We start from the raw sequence: 20,379 nt of genomic DNA, 5'->3' as shown, positions 1-20,379 counted from the left end.
TTTAAACAAATATACATGAACAATATAAATATTCTTTGGGTTGACGATGAAATTGATTTACTTAAACCGCATATTCTCTTTTTAGAACAAAAGCAATACAAGGTTACTACATGCAAAAGTGGTACTGAAGCTATCGAGATTATTAACGATACTAATTTTGATATTGTCTTTTTAGATGAAAACATGCCAGGACTTACAGGATTGGAAACCTTGAATGAGATTAAAGAAAAGCGTGCTAACCTTCCTGTGGTTATGATTACCAAAAGTGAAGAAGAGTATATTATGGAAGAAGCTATAGGTAGTAAAATAGCCGATTACCTTATAAAACCTGTAAACCCAAATCAAATACTACTGAGTTTAAAAAAGAATTTGGATCATTCTAGGTTAGTTTCAGAAAAGACAACTTCTAACTACCAACAAGAATTTAGAAAAATAGCTATGGACTTATCTATGGTTAACTCTTTTAAAGAATGGGAAGAATTGTATCAAAAACTGATTTATTGGGAATTACAGCTTGAAGACATTGAAGATGTTGGCATGACTGAGATTTTAGAATCTCAAAAAAGTGAAGCTAACCAACAGTTTGGAAAATTTATAGACAAGAACTACCCTAGTTGGTTTGATGACAATACCGAAGCACCAATAATGTCACATACCTTATTTAAAGAAAAGGTTGTACCTGAATTAAGCGACAAACAACCAACTCTTTTTGTTGTTATTGATAATTTACGTTACGACCAATGGAAAGCATTTGAGCCTATTGTAAACAATTACTACAAAAAAACATACGAAGAGCCGTTTTACAGTATTCTCCCTACAGCTACGCAATATGCAAGAAATGCTATTTTTTCTGGTTTAATGCCAAGTGATATGGAAAAGCTACATCCAGACCTTTGGAAAAACGACACTGATGATGGTGGTAAAAATTTACACGAAGCTGAGTTTCTTGAAGCACAATTAAAACGCTTAGGGCTATCACACTTAAAACATGAGTATCACAAAATCACAAACTTAAAGTCTGGAAAGAAACTAGTTGAAAACTTTAAAGCTTTAAAAGACAACGACCTTACTGTAGTGGTTTACAATTTTGTAGATATGCTTTCTCACGCTAAAACCGAAATGGAAGTTGTAAAAGAGTTAGCTTCAAACGATAAGGCATACAGATCTTTAACACAAAGTTGGTTTAAAAACTCTCCATTATTAGAGATGATCCAACAAGCACAGCTTCTTGGTTTTAAGCTTATTTTAACCACAGACCATGGGACCATTAATGTAAAAAATCCATCAAGAGTAATTGGTGATAGAGATACCAGCTTAAATTTAAGATACAAAACTGGACGTAGCCTAACTTATGAAAATAAAGATGTACTTGCAGCTAAAGATCCAAAGACCATACATTTGCCTTCAATCACGATGAGTAGCTCTTATATCTTCGCAAAAGGCGATGTGTTTTTAGCTTACCCAAACAATTATAACCATTATGTAAGCTATTACAGAAACACTTATCAACATGGTGGAGTGTCCCTAGAAGAAATGATTATTCCGTTTGTTGTCATGAGTCCAAAATAATCTATGTAATGCAAAAAAATCCGATGAAATACACTTTTTATTGGTTTTTCTCGAATTTTATTCTTATACTTGTGCTGAATTTTATACTTAGCAAGTACAATTTTGGAAACAACTTATCAAATATCTGATATTCATTCAATTGCTGAAGCAGTTATAAAACATGCATCTTCTAGAACAATTTTGTTTTACGGAGAAATGGGTGTTGGCAAAACTACACTTATAAAAGCGATTGTTGAACATCTTGGTAGTAATGATTTGGTAAGTAGTCCAACATTCTCACTTGTTAACGAATATTCATCTCCTTCTGATACGATTTTTCATTTTGATTTTTATAGAATTGAAAACGAGGAAGAAGCATTAAATTTTGGTATTGAAGATTACTTCTACTCTAGTGCATGGAAACTTGTAGAATGGCCAGAAAAAATTCCAAATTTAATACCAGATGACGCAGAAATTGTAACAATTGTTTCTGATGAAAATAGTAAAAGAACCCTCAAATTTGACCAAAACATAAAATTAACCAAAAAAAAACCTATGGAGCAGCAAAATTTTTTGTAAAAAAAGTGGCATCCTGCCATTAGAGCACAATTGCAAAGTACGGAAAAACCGTAACGTTCAAGCGATTTCTGAAAATTATTTTAACATTTCTTTAACAGAATTTACACCTTGTTGATTCTAAATTTGAAGTAATTAATTAATTAAATCCCTTGAATTATGAAAACAAAAAAGTACGTATTAGCGATCGCGCTTTTCGGTGGAATGTTATTTGCAGCTCAGGCTACAAATTTAATTGACTTAAATGATCAAACAAAATCAGAAATCGAAAAAGGACCAAGAAAGCTTATTAAAAACTGCTAATAAGATTAACAAGAGTGTTGTTGTTGGTAGTATTATTGCAACCTTAATAGCAATCACTCCTTTCTTATTTTCGTTACATGAAAGTGTCCCTCAAACTAAAGTTTGGGACACTTTTTTGTTTACATACGATAGCAACCTTTGGGAAGATGCCAATTATGCTATGTGGGTTTTTACTGGTAAGTTTATACCTCTTATCCTTTTAATTATATGGTTTGTTACTTGCAGACACTGGTGGTATCATGCACTACTGGTTCCAATAGTGATGTATATCTTTCAAATTGTAGGCACTTATAATGGTGACACTCAAAATATTGATGAATACCAATTTATTTACTTATTACCCGTAATGGCTATTGTGGTTCCTTCAATATACCTCATTAGAGTAAGGATTTTCAATAAAATAAATGATGCCGATAAAACTATGCAGGAGCTTGAAGACGAGTTTAAAATTAAACCAAAAGGTATTTTAGGAAAACTTAAAGATTACTTTTAAAGAGTTCTTTTAAAATTCAAATTATTATTTGTAATTTGAATATTATTTCAATCACAAATGAGTAAATCTTTATCTCCTTTTACAAGGGCTCAACTTTTGCCTCAAGAAGAAAAACTAGAAGTTTTAAGAAAAAAAGGCAATCTATACATTGGTATTCCAAAAGAAACTTATTTTCAAGAGAAAAGAGTTTGTTTAACTCCCGATGCAGTATCTGCTTTAGTGTCAAATGGACATAGAGTAATGATAGAATCTGGAGCTGGCGAAGGTGCTAACTTTAAAGATAAAAACTACAGTGAAGCAGGTGCCGAAGTTACTAAAGATACAGCTAAGGTCTACTCTAACCCTATTATTCTAAAAGTAGAACCACCTTCTCTTGACGAAATAAAACTCATTAATCCGCAAACGCTTCTTATTTCTGCATTACAGTTAAAAACTCAAAGCAAAAAATACTTTGAAGCTCTTGCTTCTAAACGAATTACAGCTTTAGCTTTTGAATTTATTAAAGATGAAGATGGTGCATATCCTGCTGTGCGATCACTTAGTGAAATTGCTGGAACAGCTTCAATTTTAATTGCTTCAGAATTACTCTCTAATGTTAATGGTGGTAACGGATTAATGTTTGGTAATATTAGTGGTGTTCCTCCTACTGAAGTTGTAATTATAGGTGCTGGTACTGTTGGTGAATTTGCTGCACGTTCAGCTATTGGGCTTGGAGCCAATGTAAAGGTTTTTGACAACTCTATTACCAAATTACGTTGTTTACAGTCTAACCTTGGAAGAACAATATATACCTCAACCATTCAACCAAAAAACTTAATTAAAGCCCTAAAACGCTGTGATGTTGCTATTGGAGCTGTAAGAGGAACCAATAGAGCTCCTATTGTTGTTACTGAAGAAATGGTTGGCAGCATGAAAAATGGATCTGTTGTAATAGATGTTAGTATTGATATGGGAGGTTGTTTTGAAACTAGTGAAATCACAAATCATGACCACCCAACTTTTGAAGTCAATGGAGTTACTCATTATTGTGTACCTAATATTCCTGCTCGATACTCTAGATCTGCATCAGTTTCTATCAGTAATATTTTTACACCTTATCTACTAAAAATTGCTGAAGATGGTGGTATTGAAGATGCTATCAGGTTTGATAGAGGTTTAAAAAATGGTTTATACTTATATCATGGTGTTTTAACCAATAAGTCGGTAGCTGATTGGTTTGGTCTTAACTATAATGACGTAAACTTGCTTATTTTTTAGTTCAATTCAGCTTTACTAAGTTGGAGTTTTGCTAAGGTTAAAAAGGGTTGTATTTTTACAGAAAATTTTCAATTTAACTAATGAAATTAATACAACGTATAGGTTACTACTTAGGAGGATTTTCAATAGGTTTAATACTTTTAGCCTTTTTTTTAAGAGGAAAAAACACTTCGTGTGATTATGGTCCAAACGCAAGAACCATTAAAAACATTTCAATTAAAAAACGATTGCTCTCTGATGAAACGAAAGCAATTATGAATACTCATGATATAGACACTACTACTATCACTAATTTAATTTTAACTGGAGATGTTAACTTTCAAGAAAGTGATACAAAGTCTGAAGATTGCAAAACTTATGTAATTGAAAACAAGTTAAATAAAAATGATATTGCACTTCATATCAAAAACTGTGATTCAGTAGCTACTGTTCTTTCAATAGATTTTAAATAAAAAAGACTTAGATAACCAAGTCTTTTCTTTTTTTATCGAATAGGAATTTTTTTAACGAGTGCTTTATCATCGTATATCAACCTAATGATATAGATTCCTCTAGAGAATGAGCTTGTATCTATTTCTTTTTCAACAATTGACTCATCTTCTTCTTCAAAATCAATAGAAAACACGTGTTTTCCAGTAATATCAAATATAGACATGTTATTCACAATAACACTTTGATAACCTGATACGCGTACTTTTAACACATCTGTTTGTGGGTCTTGATATACAAGAAAATCAAACTCTTCAGGCTCATCAGGAGTTTCAATTGATGAACAATCAACCACTGAAACAATTACTGAGGTCTCATCAAAATCTAACGCATTAAATACTGTTACTGAATATTCTAAACTCTCTTCAGGCGATACAGTTATGCTTTCAGTTGTATCTCCTGTACTCCATAAATACTCATCTCCTCCTGAAGCTGTAAGTGTAACAGTCTCTCCTAAACAAATTTCATTTTGCTCAACATCAACAACTGCTGTAACTTCTTCTAACACATTAACTGTTATTTGCTTCTCATCTTCACAATTGTTTATAAATCCTGTAACTGAATATGTTGTTGTAACACTAGGATTAACAGCTATATTGGGTTGAGTTGCACCATTGCTCCATTGGTAACTATTAGCTCCTGTTGCTGATAAAGTAATATAATCACCTTGCAATATCATAACTTCATCTCCATTTTGAATAATAACATTTGGATTAGGATTAACAGTAACTGTGACTTCATCTTCATCTTGTTGATCACCTACATAAGCAATAACCGAATAGGTTGATGTTGAACTAGGACTTACTGTTATACTTTGTGTAGTAGCACCTGTACTCCATAGATAACTTTCACCTCCAGAAGCTGACAAAACAGTTTCGTAACCTTGACAAATACTAACATCATCTCCTGCGTTGGCAATTACTAGGTCTTCAACTGATACTAAAACAGAATCTGATGCTTCACAGCCATTTGTAAATCCTGTAACTGAATAAGTTGTGGCCTCTGCTGGACTTACTGTTATACTTTGGGTAGTTTCTCCTGTACTCCATAAATAAGCATCTGCTCCTGTAGCTGTAAGCGTAGTGCTTTCTCCTACATTTATTGTAACATTGGAACCTGCATCAACAATTGGTAATTCATTTACAGTAACCATCACTTGATCAGTACTTGAACAATTGTTTTCAAAAACTTCAACTGAATATGTTGTTGTTTCACTTGGTGACACAGTTATACTTTCTGTAGTTTCTCCTGTACTCCATAAATATGTACTTCCTCCTGAGGCTGTTAACACAATAGAATCTCCAAAACAAACAGACACATCGTCTCCTGCATTAGCTATGGGAAGTGCATTTACTGCTACTGTAACATCATCTTGATCTGAATTACTTCCTGATTCATCAAAAACTGTAACAGTGTAGATTGTTGTTTCAGCTGGACTTACTGTAATACTTTGTGTGGTTTCACCTGTACTCCATTCATACGTTGCGCCTCCTGTAGCTATTAAAACCACCTCTTCGCCTTCGCAAATCGATACATCTTCTCCTGCATCAGCAACTACAGTACTACCTTGCAAAAAAACAGTAACAGTGTTCGTGTTTTCACATCCATTTGTAAATCCTGTAACTGAATAAGTTGTTGTTTCACTTGGTGATACTGTTATACTTTGGGTAGTTTCTCCTGTACTCCATAAATAAGCATCTGCTCCTGTAGCTGTAAGCGTAGTGCTTTCTCCTACATTTATTGTAACATTGGAACCTGCATCAACAATTGGTAATTCATTTACAGTAACCATCACTTGATCAGTACTTGAACAATTGTTTTCAAAAACTTCAACTGAATATGTTGTTGTTTCACTTGGTGACACAGTTATACTTTCTGTAGTTTCTCCTGTACTCCATAAATATGTACTTCCTCCTGAGGCTGTTAACACAATAGAATCTCCAAAACAAACAGACACATCGTCTCCTGCATTAGCTATGGGAAGTGCATTTACTGCTACTGTAACATCATCTTGATCTGAATTACTTCCTGATTCATCAAAAACTGTAACAGTGTAGATTGTTGTTTCAGCTGGACTTACTGTAATACTTTGTGTGGTTTCACCTGTACTCCATTCATACGTTGCGCCTCCAGAGGCTGTTAAAACCACCTCTTCGCCTTCGCAAATCGACACATCTTCTCCTGCATTTGCAACTACACTATTATCAACAACTGTTACAGTTACAGTATCAGAAGCTTCACAATCAGCCACAAAACCTGTTACTGTGTAAGTAGTTGTTTCGATTGGACTTACTGTTATTGACTCAGATGTCTCATCAGTATCCCATAAATATGTATCTCCTCCTGAAGCTGTAAGCATTGTACTTTCTCCAAGATTAATTGTTACATCTTCTCCTGCATTAATCACAGGAAGCTCACTAACAGTTACTAGCACTTCATCACTACTAGAACAATCGTTTTCAAAAACTTCAACTGAATATATTGTTGTTTCACTTGGAGATACAGTTATACTTTCTGTAGTTTCTCCTGTACTCCATAAATATGTACTTCCTCCTGAGGCTGTTAGCGTAATAGAGTTACCAAAACAAACAGACACATCTTCTCCTGCATTAGCTTCGGGTATTGCATTAACAGTAACTATTACATCATCTTGATCTGAATTACTTCCTGATGCATCATACGCAGTAACAATATAGGTTGTTATTTCAGTTGGACTTACTGTAATACTTTGTGTAGTTTCACCTGTACTCCACTCATACGTTGCTCCTCCAGAAGCTGTTAAAACCACCTCATCTCCTTCGCAAATCGACACATCTTCTCCTGCGTTTGCAGTTATGCCTGCTGAATCTTGTGGTGCTTCTACAACCCACAACAAGGGATAAGAATTGTTTTCTAAGCTAGCGTTATCCCAATTACTTGCGAATATCACCTTAGAACCATCTCTATTTGGTACTGCATGAGCTTGATGGCTATATCCTGAATTTAAATTAGTATTATGCTTGGTAAATCTTTCTATAGTTTGAGAATTATCTAACTTAATAGCAAAAATCTCTCTTGTTGCTTCATAATTATTTACATTAGACGGATGCCCTTGTTCACTTACATAAGCCCATCCTGGTCTGTCTAAATTTCTAGTACTAATATGTCCTCCCCAAAGACCACTATCACCTGCTCCTCCTGAGAATGGAAAAATTCCTTGTTTTGCTCCATTGTCTAATCTTGCATAAGACAAACTATAACCACTAACACCTTGGTATGCCACATAAACTTCATTTCCTTGAGCATCGTATCCTATATCTCCATGAGGTCTTCCGCTATATAAGTGTATTTCATTATTCATATACTTATCATAAGCTTTAATGCCCTGCAATGGTCCTGAGCCATCAGAGTATCCACTCATTACTACATATTCACCAGATTGTGATACAGACACCCAATCAATATTAGCAGTTCCTAGAGACTTTGTTCCTAGAATTTCATCATTAAATATATCATAAACTAATATCGTTTTTTGTGATCCACTAGTTGCTATTAAAGCCACATAACGATCATCATTGGACAAATTACCTTCTCCATCTCCAACACTTACAGATGAATACCCTGAAAATGTTTTTAAAACAGTTTCATTTTGTGTAACTATATTTCTTCTGAATAATTGGTTCTCATGTGAATCATACGTAATGTCTGGTTCAACATTACTCCATAATGAACGACAATAAGCAGTAGTTAACACCTCATAAGTATTACCATCTAAAATTTTTGATGGCCAACCTGCAGTCATAATTTTAGTGCCATCAGCATTCCAAGGTTGCTTTTTGGCATAAATATGTCGTAATTGAGAACAATCACAACCAAATACATTTTCATCACTTATTCGGGTAACATTATTACCTGTTAATGGGTCCGTAAACGTAGCTAAATAATCAGGCACACTAATTGGTACTTGATAAGTTCCCCAATCAACTGAATTAACATTAACATCAGGTGGGTAAACTTGAGCTATACTATAATACGATACAAATAAAATTAAACACAGTGCTTTTTTAAAACACAATAGGCCATAATTATGGCAACCAAAATTTAGGGGCTTCATCTACTATTAATCTTTGGGGCTTGCTATTATACTGGCAATCTATATAAATAATATCTAAAAATACGTTTTAACGCATTAATATTCGACAAAAAGAAAATATTTGAAATACTTTTCTTACAAATAAAGATTTTTCAGGATGAAATAGTGATTTTAGCGTCAACAAATATACGTGCAGAATGTAAAAAAAGTCGACTAACTACATAATTTTAACGTTTAAAAGTAAATTCCTACATAATTGATAATGAACAAAGAACTATTAAATTAACTACATTTACATAAATTATTAGAATTTGAAGCCCAAAAAAAATATTGCTTTTGTTGTGTATAGTTTGAACTCTGGAGGAGCAGAACGCGTAGTAACTACATTAGCCAATTATTTTGCATTACAATACAATGTTACCATAATAACAATTGTTAATACTACACCATTTTATACCTTAAATAAAGAAATTACATTGAAGTCTTGTGTCAATGAGATTAACAATAGTAAAAACTTAGTTAGTGCTTTAAAGAATAACACAAAGCTCATTAAAACAATAAAAAAATATTTAAAGAGTGAAGATATTGACTTAGTATTAAGTTTTATGACCACATCAAATGTATTAAGTTTAATTGCTTCAAGATCTTTAAAAATACCATGCATAATTTCAGAAAGAAGTAACCCATACATATACACAAACAATTCTTTTTGGGATAAACTTGTAAGATACACCTACCCTAAAGCTAACTTCTTAGTAGTTCAATCAAACTTGATTAAAAATTATTATCAAACTTTTGTTAAGAGCAATAAAGTTTTAATCCTTCCTAATCCTATTTCTGAAACATTAAGTTCTCAAAAAAATATTTCTAAAAAAAGAACACCTACTATAATTAATGTTGGACGGTTAGACAGTAATAAAGCTCAAGATGTATTATTAAAAGCATTTGCGAGCATAAATAAAAAGGACTGGAAACTTGTTTTAATTGGCGATGGTGAATTACGAAAAGACTATGAAAAACTCACTAAAAAGTTACATATAGCCAACAACGTTATATTTACAGGCAATATTAACGATGTTCAAAATTATTACAATACAGCTAGTATTTTTGCTTTTACTTCAAAGTCTGAAGGTTTTCCTAATGCTTTAATAGAAGCTATGTATTTTGAAATGGCATGCATATCAACAGATTGTCCGACAGGACCTTCAGATATTATTGAAAACACCAAAAATGGCTTCCTAATTGAAGTCAACAATCAATCACAATTAGAAAGCAGACTTATAGAACTAATCGATAATAATACCCTTAGAGATTCACTAGGAAAAGAAGCTTTTAAAACCGCTAAGGCATACGAAGTAAATCAAGTTGCTGAAAAATGGAACGAACTCATAATTAAACTTATATAATGTTTAGAGATTTAATTCCAAAATACATTGAACAACCAACTAAGGCATTTAAGTATAAATTTACTGTTTTTACACCTGTATATAATTGTGAAAAAACAATTGAACGTGTTCACGACTGTTTAGTTAAACAAAGTTTTAAGGATTTTGAATGGTTAATCATTAATGATGGCTCTACCGATAGTTCTCACAACATCATTTCAAGCATTATAAAAAAGTCGTCTTTAGAGATTAAGTATATACATAACACCAAAAATAAGCATAAGATGAGCTGTTTTATGCAAGCCATTAAATTAGCCGATGGTGATTTTTTTTTAACATTTGATGCTGATGATGAATGCGTTAATAACGCTTTAGAGGTGTTTAATAATACTTACAACAGTATACCTATTGAGAAAAAAAACACTATTGGTGCTATTACAGCTTTATGCATTGATCAAAATGGTGACCAGGTAGGTGACTCTTATCCTACGAGTCCATATTTTAGTAATACCTTTGAATCATATACTGTTAAAAGAATTTTAGGTGAAAAATGGGGTTTTACTAAAACTAATATTTTAAGGAATATAGTTTACAACAAAGCGTTTATTAGCAACGGTTTTATGCCTGAAGGACTTGTTTGGAATCTATTAGCTAAAAAAGGTTTTATAACTGTTTATATTAATAAGGCATTACGTATTTATCATACTAACATTGAAAACTCAATATCTAGTTCTAACATTGAAAAAACTGCTTTAGGATCTGCTACACAACTCATTGCTAACTATAATTGGTTCTTTAAAGAGAACTTTTTTAAAGCACCAACATACTTTATAAAAAGCTTATACTTTTTACTAAGATTATCTAATTATTTAGATTTCAACCTAAAAAACTACACAACATCTATTGATTCACCTATTATCAAGTTTTTCTTTGTACTATTATGGCCAATTAGAAGATTTCTAAAATAGACTTAACCAATACCAGTACAATTGAATTCAAAATTCGATTTAAAATCTTTTATAAGTAACTTACTTAAAAACTCAACGGTTACTAATGTAATTACCGTTGGAGTAACTACTTTAATTGTAAGTGGACTTGGTTTTTTTAAAGAAATAGTTGTAGCTAATAGCTTTGGTCTCTCGGAATTACTCGACACTTTTTACATAGCTATATTGTTTCCTACATTTATAAGTGGTGTTTTTCTAGATTCGTTTAAAAGCGTTTTTATACCAAACTATGTTAGCGAATTAAAAACAGGAAAAAACATAGGAGCGTTTCAAAGCACCAGTTTTATTGTGACAATTGTAATATCCTTAGTGTTTTTACTTATTGCTATACTTTTTACTGACACTTATTTAGAAACATTTTTTAAAGGTCACACTACACAATACTATAGTTTAATTAAAACACAATTTTATTATGTAGCTCCTTGTATTTTATTTTGGGGACTTTCTTCTTTAATAAGTGGATTATTAAACATTGATGATGAGTTTAAATTTTCTTCAATTGCAAGTATTTTTACGCCTATATCAATTATTATATGTCTTGTTTTTTTTAAAGAGGCCCTTGGAAGTTTGGTACTTGCTTTAGGTACATTATTTGGAAGCATCCTAAACTTCTTGTTTTTGTTGATAGTAGCACTTAATCGAAAAATTATCACATTACAAACACCTGATTTTATTTCGGTTAACATTAAAGTATTATTTAAGCAAATACCTGCTAAAGTATCATCTAGCTTGCTAAGTGGTATTAACCCACTTATAGACCAATACTTTTCAGCTCAATTAATTGTTGGTTCAATAGCTGCTCTAAATTATGGAATCAAAATTCCTGCTTTTGCCATCTCAATTGTAGGTATTGCAGTTGGCAATGTACTTCTGCCCTATTTTTCTAAAAATGCTATTGATAATAAAGAAGCTACTTTTAAAAAACTAAAACTAATACTTAAATACCTTATAATTAGTAGTTCTATTATAGTAATTATACTAGTTCTTCTCTCTTCTCCAATTATATGGCTTGTTTTTGAGAGAAATGCTTTTACAAGTTCAGACACTGTAATTGTATCAAAAATACAACAAATGTATATTTTACAAATACCTTCTTATATTAGTGGTTTAGTGATGGTTAAGTTTTTAACATCAATAAATAAAAATAATTTTATGGTATTAACTTCTTTAGTAAGTTTAATTCTAAATATAGTGTTCAATTTTATTTTAATAGATGTAATGGGAGTTTATGGATTAGCATTAGCTACATCGTTAGTTTCTATAGTTAATAGTATCATTTTATATGTCTATATAAACAAATTAAACAGTTCCTATGTTTAATATAATTACACCAACATATAATAGAGCGCATACATTACCTAGAGTATACAAATCTTTAATACAACAAACCTCCAAAACATTTGAATGGATTATTGTTGATGATGGTAGTACTGATAACACATATCAACTAATTAGTGAATGGATAAAAAACACTACCGAATTTAAAATTACTTACCATAAACTAAATATTAATAAAGGAAAATCTAATGCTGTAAACGTTGCAATAGATTTATGTAAAGAAAAATACACCATAATTGCAGATAGCGATGATACTTTTGTTCCAGAAACAATATCAGATTTAAAAGATATTTGGACTAACAATACTGATAATAGCATTGGAGCTATTTGGACACTCACTAAGGATGAAAGCGGTCAAATTATTGGAGATAAGTTTCCTGAAGATTATTGGAAAGTAGATTTTAAGACTAGAGTTCTCAAACATAACATTGAAGGCGAAAAATGGCATTGTTGGAAAACTAATGTTTTAAAATCTAACAAAATGATTTTAAGCGATGAATGTCATATTGGCGAAAGTCACACTTGGAACCATATTAATAGATCATTTGATTTTTTATGCATAAATATTGCCCATAGAATTTATTTCCATTCTAACGATGGGCTTATTGCCACAAAAACAAGTAAAGAAAGAAAAGCCAAAGTCTATTACAACAGTGCTTTGATTGAGTTAGAAAACGTATCCTTAAATGATATTATAAAATACAAATTTTATAGGTTTTATGCATTTCAATACATAAAATCTAACCTATATTTAAAACGAAGAACCAATCGCTTGTCTTTTGTAAAAAAGCTTACATGCTTTGTGATATTTATGTTGAATATTCCATTAAAATTAGTAAGAACTTAATATGAAAATCCTAAAATACATAATTCTAATTTTAATTCTTTGGGGTATTGATAGCTTCTCATTTTTTGTGTTTGGAGAAACCATAGGTGGTTATGTTAGTCATCTTACTTTTATACTATTACTTGGGTATTATTTCTTTGCAAGAAAGCGTCCTGTAATTATCCCTTTAGCCATCCTAGGGGTTAGTTATTTTATAATTTCAGGTCTAACATATATTGATAATTATGAAGTTTACATCAATGAGTTTATCAAATACGGTATTCTAATTATTTGTGGTGCTGAAGTAGCTAGAGACACATCTTCAAAAGAGTTAATACTTTTTCTTTTAATTGGAGCAACAAGTGTATTAATTCATTCTTTATTTTTTGCTGATAACTATGGTAGGTATAGTGGCTTTTATTTAAATCCTAATGGAGCAGCTTTTGTATGCCTAATAGGCTACTGCTTAACATTTAACATTAGTAATAAAACTACAAAGTATTTATTTACATTCATTTTTACTTTTGCAGGTATTTTAACCTTTTCAAGGTTCTTTTTTTTAATGTGGTTTCTAATAACCTTGCTTTCTGTAATAAGTAACAAAAAAAACTTGCAATTATTTGGAATTGGTATTGGCACATTGGCTCTATTAATAAGTTTTGCCACAATATTACAAGTTAACACTACTCGATTTTCTCTATTAATTGGATTATTAAATAATAATGCACAAACAGAACGACTAACTGAAGATAGCCGAATGAGCAGATGGTCTACCTATTACAATGATATTTTAGATAAGCCAATTTTTGGTAATGGTTATAAAAGTTTTAGCGGTATAGACAATGTTAAACAAGGTGTGCATAACACCTACTTAATGGTTTTAGGTGAAGCAGGTATCATCCCCTTTTTGATTATTATAGGTATTTATTTGTATTTAATTAGAAAAACTATTTACGGCTACAAAACCAACACTGATAAATTACTCCTAGCCATATCATTAAGCGCTATTTTATTAACAATGCATAATTATTTTAATTACTACCTAATACTATTTATAACTATTTGGTTATTTAATAAAGTGAGTACAAATAACTCTCAAGAAAATGAAATAACTTTATAAAAGTAAACTCAAATCATACTATGTGCGGTATTTACGGAACAACATTAAATTATAACGAACAGCAAGTTAAGGACAAACTCAAGCGAACAGCTTTTAGAGGTCCTGATCAAATGGGTTGGCAGTTTTATAAAAAAGATAATAGACAAGTCATTTTTGGTCATAACAGACTTTCAATAATAGATTTAGACCCTAGATCAAATCAACCATTTACTTATTACGATACAATTCATATTGTTTTTAACGGAGAAGTTTACAATTTCAAAACAATTAAAGAAACACTTAGTAAAAAAGGATATAGTTTTAAAACAACTAGTGATACCGAAGTACTTTGTGCTGCATATTTAGAGTATGGTGAAAAATGTGTAGATTACTTTGTTGGAATGTTTTCGTTTGTAATTTACGATGAAAAAAACAACATACTCTTTGGCGCAAGAGATAGACTAGGTAAAAAACCATTTTATTATTACCACAATGGTAAAGATTTTGAATTTGCTAGTCAAATATCCTCAATTCAATTACACTCCAACAACCTCACAATTTCTGAACGCGCAATAGCTTATTATTTATCCTGGGGAAATGTACCAGATCCTCAATCTATTTTCAGTCAAGTTAAAAAACTTAAAGCAGGACATAAGTTTACATTTAACCTTAGTTCTGGTGAGTTCAAATCACAACCCTATTGGGATATTGATTACACAAATAAAAACCCTTATAAAGGAAGTTATGAAGATGCTAAACAAGAACTTAAAACAATTTTAAATGACGCTGTAAAAAGCAGGTTATTTGCCGATGTTCCTGTTGGTGTATTCCTATCTGGAGGAGTAGACTCTTCATTAGTTGCTGCTACTGCAACGCAAACATCTAGCGCTAAGGTTAAAACATTTTCGGTTAAATTTAACGAAAAAGGCTTTGATGAAAGTCATTATGCACAGCAAGTTGCAGACCACTTACAAACAGATCATCATGTAATTGAATGTAATTACAACGAAGGCATCGATTTAATTAAGAATTTTTGCCATTATTACGATGAGCCTTTTTCTGATTCTTCAGCAATCCCATCAATGCTTTTAGCTAAACATACCAAAAAACATGTAACAGTAGCTCTTTCTGGTGATGGTGGTGACGAAAGTTTTATTGGATATCACAGATACAATTGGGCAAAAAAAGGAGGAGTTTATTACAAACTACCATTACCTATCAGAAAACTTGGTGCAGGAGTCTTATCTCTATTACCTCACTATAGACTAAATGTTATTGCTAAAGCTTTACAGTTTAAAGACGTAAATGAAGTTTACTTAGGCGCTATGACTGGTGTAGATTTATCTCATATAAACACGAACTATAACACTAGACTAGTTGACGAATCAAAATACTTAATGCACAATAATAAAAACCTATTTGAACGTATTAGTGATTTTGACACTAAAACCTATCTTAATTGGGATATAAACACTAAAGTAGATAGGGCTTCGATGGCTTTTTCACTAGAAGTTAGAGCTCCATTGCTAGACCATCAAATAGTTGAGTTTGCAAATTCGCTACCAACATCTTTTAAATTTCATAAAAAAGAAATGAAACGCATTCTAAAAGATGTGTTGTACGAATCAGTTCCAAAGCACATATTTAATAGGCCAAAAGCAGGCTTTACTATGCCTTTCTCTGAATGGTTTAGAGAAGATTTAAAAGACTATGTTTTAAGTGAGTTAAATGAAGACACTTTAAAATCGCTACCTTGTATTGACGCCAAAAAAGTGCAGTTTATGATTAACCAACATATGGATGGCACCTGGAATAGATACCCTTTAATATGGTCTTTATTAGTATTAAAACAATGGTTAAGTACTAATGGAAAAGGAATAAGTATAAGCTAACTTATGTCTAAGTCTAAAATAAATATACTTTTTGTTTTACCATCATTAAAGGCTGGTGGTGCCGAAAGAGTTATTTCTTTTATTGCTAGTAATTTAAACCCAAATAAATTTACATGCACGCTAATTGTTGTTGGTCAAAAAAAAGATGCTATATACAACACTGAAGCTATTGAGGTTCTTTTTCTTAATAAACGAAGAGTCTTAAATGCAATACCTAAATTATTTAAACATATACTAATAAAAAATCCTGATATAGTTGTTGGGTCTATTGCTCATGTTAACAGAGTGCTAGCTATGTTATCTATCTTTTTCTTTAATACTAAATTTGTTGGTAGAGAAGCTAGTGTATTAAGTATTATGAATAGTTTCAATACAAAAAAAAGTGTTTTTCAATTTCCTTTTTTTAAAAACTACCACAAGTATTTAGATGCTGTAATTTGTCAGTCTATTGACATGGCTAATGACCTAATATTAAACAATTCATTTTCCAAAGAAAAAATACACATAATCAACAATCCTATATCTGGTTATTTACCTATTAAATCTTCTAAGCCTATCACTACAGTAAAAGAATTTATCACAATAGGACGATTAAGTAAAGAAAAAGGTCATCTCAGAATTTTAGAAGCAATTTCTAAACTAAGCTTTGAATTCAATTATACAATTATTGGAACTGGAGATGAAAAAGATGCAATTATACAGCATGCAAAACATTTAGGAATTATTGATAATATAAAAATTATTCCGCATACCAATACTGTAGCCCAATATTTATCTAACAGCGATATTTTTATCCAAGGCTCATATGTAGAAGGTTTTCCAAATGCTTTACTAGAAAGTTGTGTGGTTGGAACTCCTGTGATAGCTTTTAATGCTCCTGGTGGAACCAAAGAAATTATTGAAGAGAGCATAAATGGTTATATTGTAGAAAACACCACTCAATTTATTGAAACGTTGAATATGATGGTTCAAAAAGATTGGGATCCTAAACGCATCAATGCTTCAGTTACAAAAAAGTACAATAAAGAGTTAATTTTAGAAAAGTATGAAGCTTTGTTTAACAGTCTTTCATCTAAATCAAAACCATGAAAGTACTAATAATCATTCCAAATGATGCACTTGGTGGTGCAGAACAATACTTAAAAATGGTTGCATCCTACTTTAAAGAAGCAACTGTAGATATTTATTTTATCACAGTCTATGAAACAAAGCTTTGGGACGATATAAAAAATAACACAAATCAACACTTCTGCTCTACTGGCAATAAATTTTTGGGTGTTTTAAAATTTCTTTCTCTAAGTCAAAAACAAAAAAAAGAGTATGATTACGTTTTTACATCTCATATCTATATTAACGCTTTAGTAGGAATACTACTAAAACTTAAAATTTTAAAAACTAAAAAGTTTATCGCAAGAGAATCAACCTCAATTTTCCTTAGGTACAAAGGATTAAAACTATTTTTATATAAACTAGCATATAAAATTGGGTATAAAAAAATAGACTTATTGATTTGTCAGACTGAACTGATGAAAAACCAGTTAATACAACATTTTAAAAGCATTGAAAAGAAAACAAAAATAGTAACCATCCCTAATCCATTAAATTTTGAATATTTACTTAATGAACGAGCAAAAGAAGGCTTAAATCTTCCTTTTGAATTTATCGTATCAGCTGGTAGATTCATTCCAGAAAAAGGGTTCGATTTATTAATTAATGCCTTTTATCATGTTAAGATATCCTACCCAAATTTAAAATTGATACTTCTTGGTGATGGCGAATTAAAACCTGATTTAGTAGCGCAAATTAAATCTTTAAGTTTGGACAACGATATAATATTACCTGGTCATGTAAATAATGTGTTATCCTATTTTAAGTCTGCAAAACTATGTGTTGTATCGTCAAGAATCGAAGGTTTTCCTAATGTTCTTTTGCAAATGATGTCGCAAAACAACAATGTAGCATCTACAACATGTGCTGGTGGAATTGATAAAATCGAAGGTATCTACTTATCAAAACCAAATGATGCTGAAAGCTTAAAAATTGCTATTGAGAAAGCACTTTCTACATCAAACAGTACAAGCAACAGAAGTAAATTTGACAATTATCTTAGCGAAAGAGACATTGACAAGTTTATTAAAAAAATTATTGCAATAACTTAAATCACAAACAATCTTTTAAGTTGTTTTTACCTTCATCCTATAAACCTTTCCTTACAACTAATTAATCCTTTTATCATTTATTACAATTTAAATATTTGATATCTTCGGCTAATAGTTTTTAGTGATAAAAAGATGTTCAACAACAACTTACATCTTAAAAAAATTAAATGAAAAAAATAATTCGAGTAACAACAATGCCAGGATCAATAAATTCACTTTTAAAAGGTCAATTAGGCTTCATGAGTCAACATTACAACATCTTAGCTGTGTCAAGCGATGAAGGTGGAAGACTCAAAAGTATTGGTGAGGAAGAGGGCATTCCTACTTATGCTGTAGAAATGACTCGAAAAATTACTCCTATTAGAGATTTAGCTGCTACCTATTCTCTTTATAAATTATTTAAAAAAGAAAAACCCTTTATTGTACACACGCATACTCCTAAAGCAGGTATAGCAGGTATGCTTGCTGCCAAATTAGCCAAAGTACCACATCGTTTACACACTGTTGCTGGGTTACCTCTATTAGAAAGTAAAGGCTTAAAAAGAAAGCTGTTGGACATTGTTGAAAAAAGCACTTACAACTGCTCTAGCCTAGTACTACCTAACTCTTTTGGTCTTAAACAAATTATCATTGATTTAAAATTTGCAAATCAATCTAAATTAAAGGTTATAGGTAATGGAAGTTCTAATGGCATTAATGTTGAGCACTTCAATCCTGAGGCAATATCTGAATCACAAAAAGAAAAATTAAGACTAAAGTTTGGTATTCAACCCAATGATTTTGTATTCATATTCGTAGGACGTATAGTTGGAGACAAAGGTATCAATGAGTTAATCAAGGCTTTTAACTCATTAAACAAAGAATACAGTACTATAAAGCTACTTCTGTTGGGTCATAAAGAAAGCCACTTAGACCCAATATCCAAAAAATCTCTAAAAGTTCTAAAAGAAAATAAAAACATTATAGAACTAGGTTTTCAAACCGATATTAGACCTTATTTATCAATTTCAAATGTTTTAACTTTTCCTAGTTACAGAGAAGGTTTTCCAAACGCAGTACTACAAGCATGTGCAATGCAAGTGCCTTGTATTGCCTCAAATATTAATGGTTGTAATGAAATTATAAAAAATGAAATTAATGGGATAATAATTCCTCCAAAAGATACCAAATCACTAAAAAACGCAATGGCGTTTTGTTTAAACAACCCACAAAAAGTGAAAGAAATGTCTCGTGTATCCAGAAACACAATTACAGATTTATACAGTCAGGATATCGTTTGGAAAGAATTACTATCTCTTTATAAAACGCTAGAAGAATGAAGATGTACCAACATTTTTTCAAACCATTACTCGACAAGCTAAGCGCTATACTTGGGTTAATAGTTATATCTCCTATTTTCATATTAACAACTCTACTATTAACTATAGCTAATAAAGGTAAGCCCTTTTTCATTCAAGAACGTGGTGGTAAAAACAAAACCGTTTTTAAGATAATAAAGTTTAAAACCATGAACGATAAAAAGGATGCAAATGGAAATTTACTTCCAGATAAGCAAAGACTAACGAAAATTGGAAACTTTGTTAGAAACACTTCTTTAGACGAAATACCTCAACTAATAAACATAATAAAAGGTGACATGAGCCTTATTGGTCCAAGACCTATGCTTGCTGAGTACCTATCAATTTACAATGACCACCAAATACAACGTTTAAATGTAAAACCAGGAATAACAGGTTGGGCGCAAATAAATGGTAGAAACAACTTAACATTTAATAAAAAATTTGACTTAGATATTTGGTATATAAACAACCTAAGTTTTAAGCTAGATATTAAAATACTTTTTTTAACTTTGATTAAGATTTTCAGCACGTTAGATGTAAATCAGGATGGTAATTTAGAAGTAACTGCCGAAAAATTTAATGGTAAAAACTAAAG

16 protein-coding genes are annotated in these 20,379 nt (G+C 31.2%); 15 read left to right on the top strand and 1 reads right to left on the bottom strand.

What is annotated here, in order from left to right; genetic code table 11:
* Positions 1–15 precede the first annotated feature (15 nt).
* The 5 genes from porX (at position 16) to OD803_RS06270 (ending at position 4,629) form a co-directional block, all read left to right on the top strand.
* Positions 16–1,569 (top strand): T9SS response regulator signal transducer PorX, encoded by a 1,554-nt coding sequence (gene porX / locus OD803_RS06290; RefSeq protein ID WP_262732782.1) that lies wholly within the window; start codon positions 16–18, stop codon positions 1,567–1,569.
* 102 nt (positions 1,570–1,671) lie between these two features.
* Positions 1,672–2,127, top strand: a complete 456-nt coding sequence (tsaE, locus tag OD803_RS06285) for a tRNA (adenosine(37)-N6)-threonylcarbamoyltransferase complex ATPase subunit type 1 TsaE (RefSeq protein ID WP_262732781.1) — start codon at positions 1,672–1,674, stop codon at positions 2,125–2,127.
* Positions 2,128–2,368: 241 nt separating this feature from the next.
* Positions 2,369–2,920 (top strand): hypothetical protein, encoded by a 552-nt coding sequence (locus OD803_RS06280; RefSeq protein ID WP_262732780.1) that lies wholly within the window; start codon positions 2,369–2,371, stop codon positions 2,918–2,920.
* Between the two features lie 57 nt (positions 2,921–2,977).
* Positions 2,978–4,177, top strand: coding sequence for an alanine dehydrogenase (locus OD803_RS06275; RefSeq protein ID WP_129760106.1), 1,200 nt, complete (start codon positions 2,978–2,980; stop codon positions 4,175–4,177).
* Between the two features lie 80 nt (positions 4,178–4,257).
* Complete coding sequence (locus tag OD803_RS06270) at positions 4,258–4,629, top strand: hypothetical protein (RefSeq protein WP_262732779.1); 372 nt, start codon at positions 4,258–4,260, stop codon at positions 4,627–4,629.
* Between the two features lie 32 nt (positions 4,630–4,661).
* Here the strand turns inward: OD803_RS06270 and OD803_RS06265 are convergent, their stop codons facing one another.
* Positions 4,662–8,759, bottom strand: coding sequence for a T9SS type A sorting domain-containing protein (locus OD803_RS06265; RefSeq protein WP_262732778.1), 4,098 nt, complete (start codon positions 8,757–8,759; stop codon positions 4,662–4,664).
* Positions 8,760–9,049: 290 nt separating this feature from the next.
* On the opposite strand from OD803_RS06265, the gene OD803_RS06260 reads away from it, so the two are divergent.
* The 10 genes from OD803_RS06260 to OD803_RS06215 all read left to right on the top strand — a co-directional run bounded on the left by OD803_RS06260 (position 9,050) and on the right by OD803_RS06215 (position 20,377).
* Positions 9,050–10,144, top strand: coding sequence for a glycosyltransferase family 4 protein (locus OD803_RS06260; protein WP_262732777.1), 1,095 nt, complete (start codon positions 9,050–9,052; stop codon positions 10,142–10,144).
* Complete coding sequence (locus tag OD803_RS06255) at positions 10,144–11,091, top strand: glycosyltransferase family 2 protein (protein ID WP_262732775.1); 948 nt, start codon at positions 10,144–10,146, stop codon at positions 11,089–11,091. Before OD803_RS06260 ends, OD803_RS06255 begins: the two co-directional genes overlap by 1 nt.
* A 21-nt stretch (positions 11,092–11,112) precedes the next feature.
* A complete protein-coding gene (murJ, locus tag OD803_RS06250) occupies positions 11,113–12,450 on the top strand; it encodes a murein biosynthesis integral membrane protein MurJ (protein WP_262732774.1) in 1,338 nt (445 codons plus the stop codon).
* On the top strand, positions 12,443–13,315 hold the full coding sequence (locus OD803_RS06245; protein WP_262732773.1) for a glycosyltransferase family 2 protein: 873 nt from the start codon (positions 12,443–12,445) through the stop codon (positions 13,313–13,315). Before murJ ends, OD803_RS06245 begins: the two co-directional genes overlap by 8 nt.
* Position 13,316: 1 nt before the next feature.
* The gene (locus OD803_RS06240; protein WP_262732772.1) at positions 13,317–14,414 is read left to right on the top strand and encodes an O-antigen ligase family protein; all 1,098 of its coding nucleotides are present in this window, start codon (positions 13,317–13,319) and stop codon (positions 14,412–14,414) included.
* A gap of 20 nt (positions 14,415–14,434) precedes the next feature.
* Complete coding sequence (asnB, locus tag OD803_RS06235) at positions 14,435–16,285, top strand: asparagine synthase (glutamine-hydrolyzing) (protein ID WP_262732771.1); 1,851 nt, start codon at positions 14,435–14,437, stop codon at positions 16,283–16,285.
* Positions 16,286–16,288: 3 nt separating this feature from the next.
* Positions 16,289–17,374 (top strand): glycosyltransferase, encoded by a 1,086-nt coding sequence (locus OD803_RS06230; RefSeq protein WP_262732770.1) that lies wholly within the window; start codon positions 16,289–16,291, stop codon positions 17,372–17,374.
* Positions 17,371–18,444, top strand: a complete 1,074-nt coding sequence (locus OD803_RS06225; protein ID WP_262732769.1) for a glycosyltransferase — start codon at positions 17,371–17,373, stop codon at positions 18,442–18,444. Before OD803_RS06230 ends, OD803_RS06225 begins: the two co-directional genes overlap by 4 nt.
* Positions 18,445–18,611: 167 nt before the next feature.
* Positions 18,612–19,763 carry a glycosyltransferase family 4 protein gene (locus OD803_RS06220; protein ID WP_131506751.1) on the top strand — a complete coding sequence of 384 codons (1,152 nt, stop codon included), beginning with the start codon at positions 18,612–18,614 and terminating at the stop codon, positions 19,761–19,763.
* Between the two features lie 2 nt (positions 19,764–19,765).
* A complete protein-coding gene (locus OD803_RS06215; protein WP_131507215.1) occupies positions 19,766–20,377 on the top strand; it encodes a sugar transferase in 612 nt (203 codons plus the stop codon).
* Positions 20,378–20,379: the final 2 nt, after the last annotated feature.

Origin of the sequence: Gaetbulibacter sp. NE (assembly GCF_025548475.1) — a bacterium.
GTDB lineage: Bacteria > Bacteroidota > Bacteroidia > Flavobacteriales > Flavobacteriaceae > Gaetbulibacter_B > Gaetbulibacter_B jejuensis.
Note: the sequence above shows the minus strand (reverse complement) of the source record. Positions and strands in the feature narration are given on the sequence as shown.

Coding starts and splice junctions, on each gene's coding strand:
- OD803_RS06255 (WP_262732775.1), top strand. CDS start 10,144: ATGTTTAGAGATTTAATTCCAAAATACATTGAACAACCAACTAAGGCA.
- OD803_RS06265 (WP_262732778.1), bottom strand. CDS start 8,759: ATGAAGCCCCTAAATTTTGGTTGCCATAATTATGGCCTATTGTGTTTT.
- porX (WP_262732782.1), top strand. CDS start 16: ATGAACAATATAAATATTCTTTGGGTTGACGATGAAATTGATTTACTT.
- OD803_RS06270 (WP_262732779.1), top strand. CDS start 4,258: ATGAAATTAATACAACGTATAGGTTACTACTTAGGAGGATTTTCAATA.
- OD803_RS06240 (WP_262732772.1), top strand. CDS start 13,317: ATGAAAATCCTAAAATACATAATTCTAATTTTAATTCTTTGGGGTATT.
- OD803_RS06215 (WP_131507215.1), top strand. CDS start 19,766: ATGTACCAACATTTTTTCAAACCATTACTCGACAAGCTAAGCGCTATA.
- OD803_RS06245 (WP_262732773.1), top strand. CDS start 12,443: ATGTTTAATATAATTACACCAACATATAATAGAGCGCATACATTACCT.
- OD803_RS06280 (WP_262732780.1), top strand. CDS start 2,369: ATGATCAAACAAAATCAGAAATCGAAAAAGGACCAAGAAAGCTTATTA.
- OD803_RS06220 (WP_131506751.1), top strand. CDS start 18,612: ATGAAAAAAATAATTCGAGTAACAACAATGCCAGGATCAATAAATTCA.
- OD803_RS06230 (WP_262732770.1), top strand. CDS start 16,289: ATGTCTAAGTCTAAAATAAATATACTTTTTGTTTTACCATCATTAAAG.
- OD803_RS06225 (WP_262732769.1), top strand. CDS start 17,371: ATGAAAGTACTAATAATCATTCCAAATGATGCACTTGGTGGTGCAGAA.
- asnB (WP_262732771.1), top strand. CDS start 14,435: ATGTGCGGTATTTACGGAACAACATTAAATTATAACGAACAGCAAGTT.
- OD803_RS06275 (WP_129760106.1), top strand. CDS start 2,978: ATGAGTAAATCTTTATCTCCTTTTACAAGGGCTCAACTTTTGCCTCAA.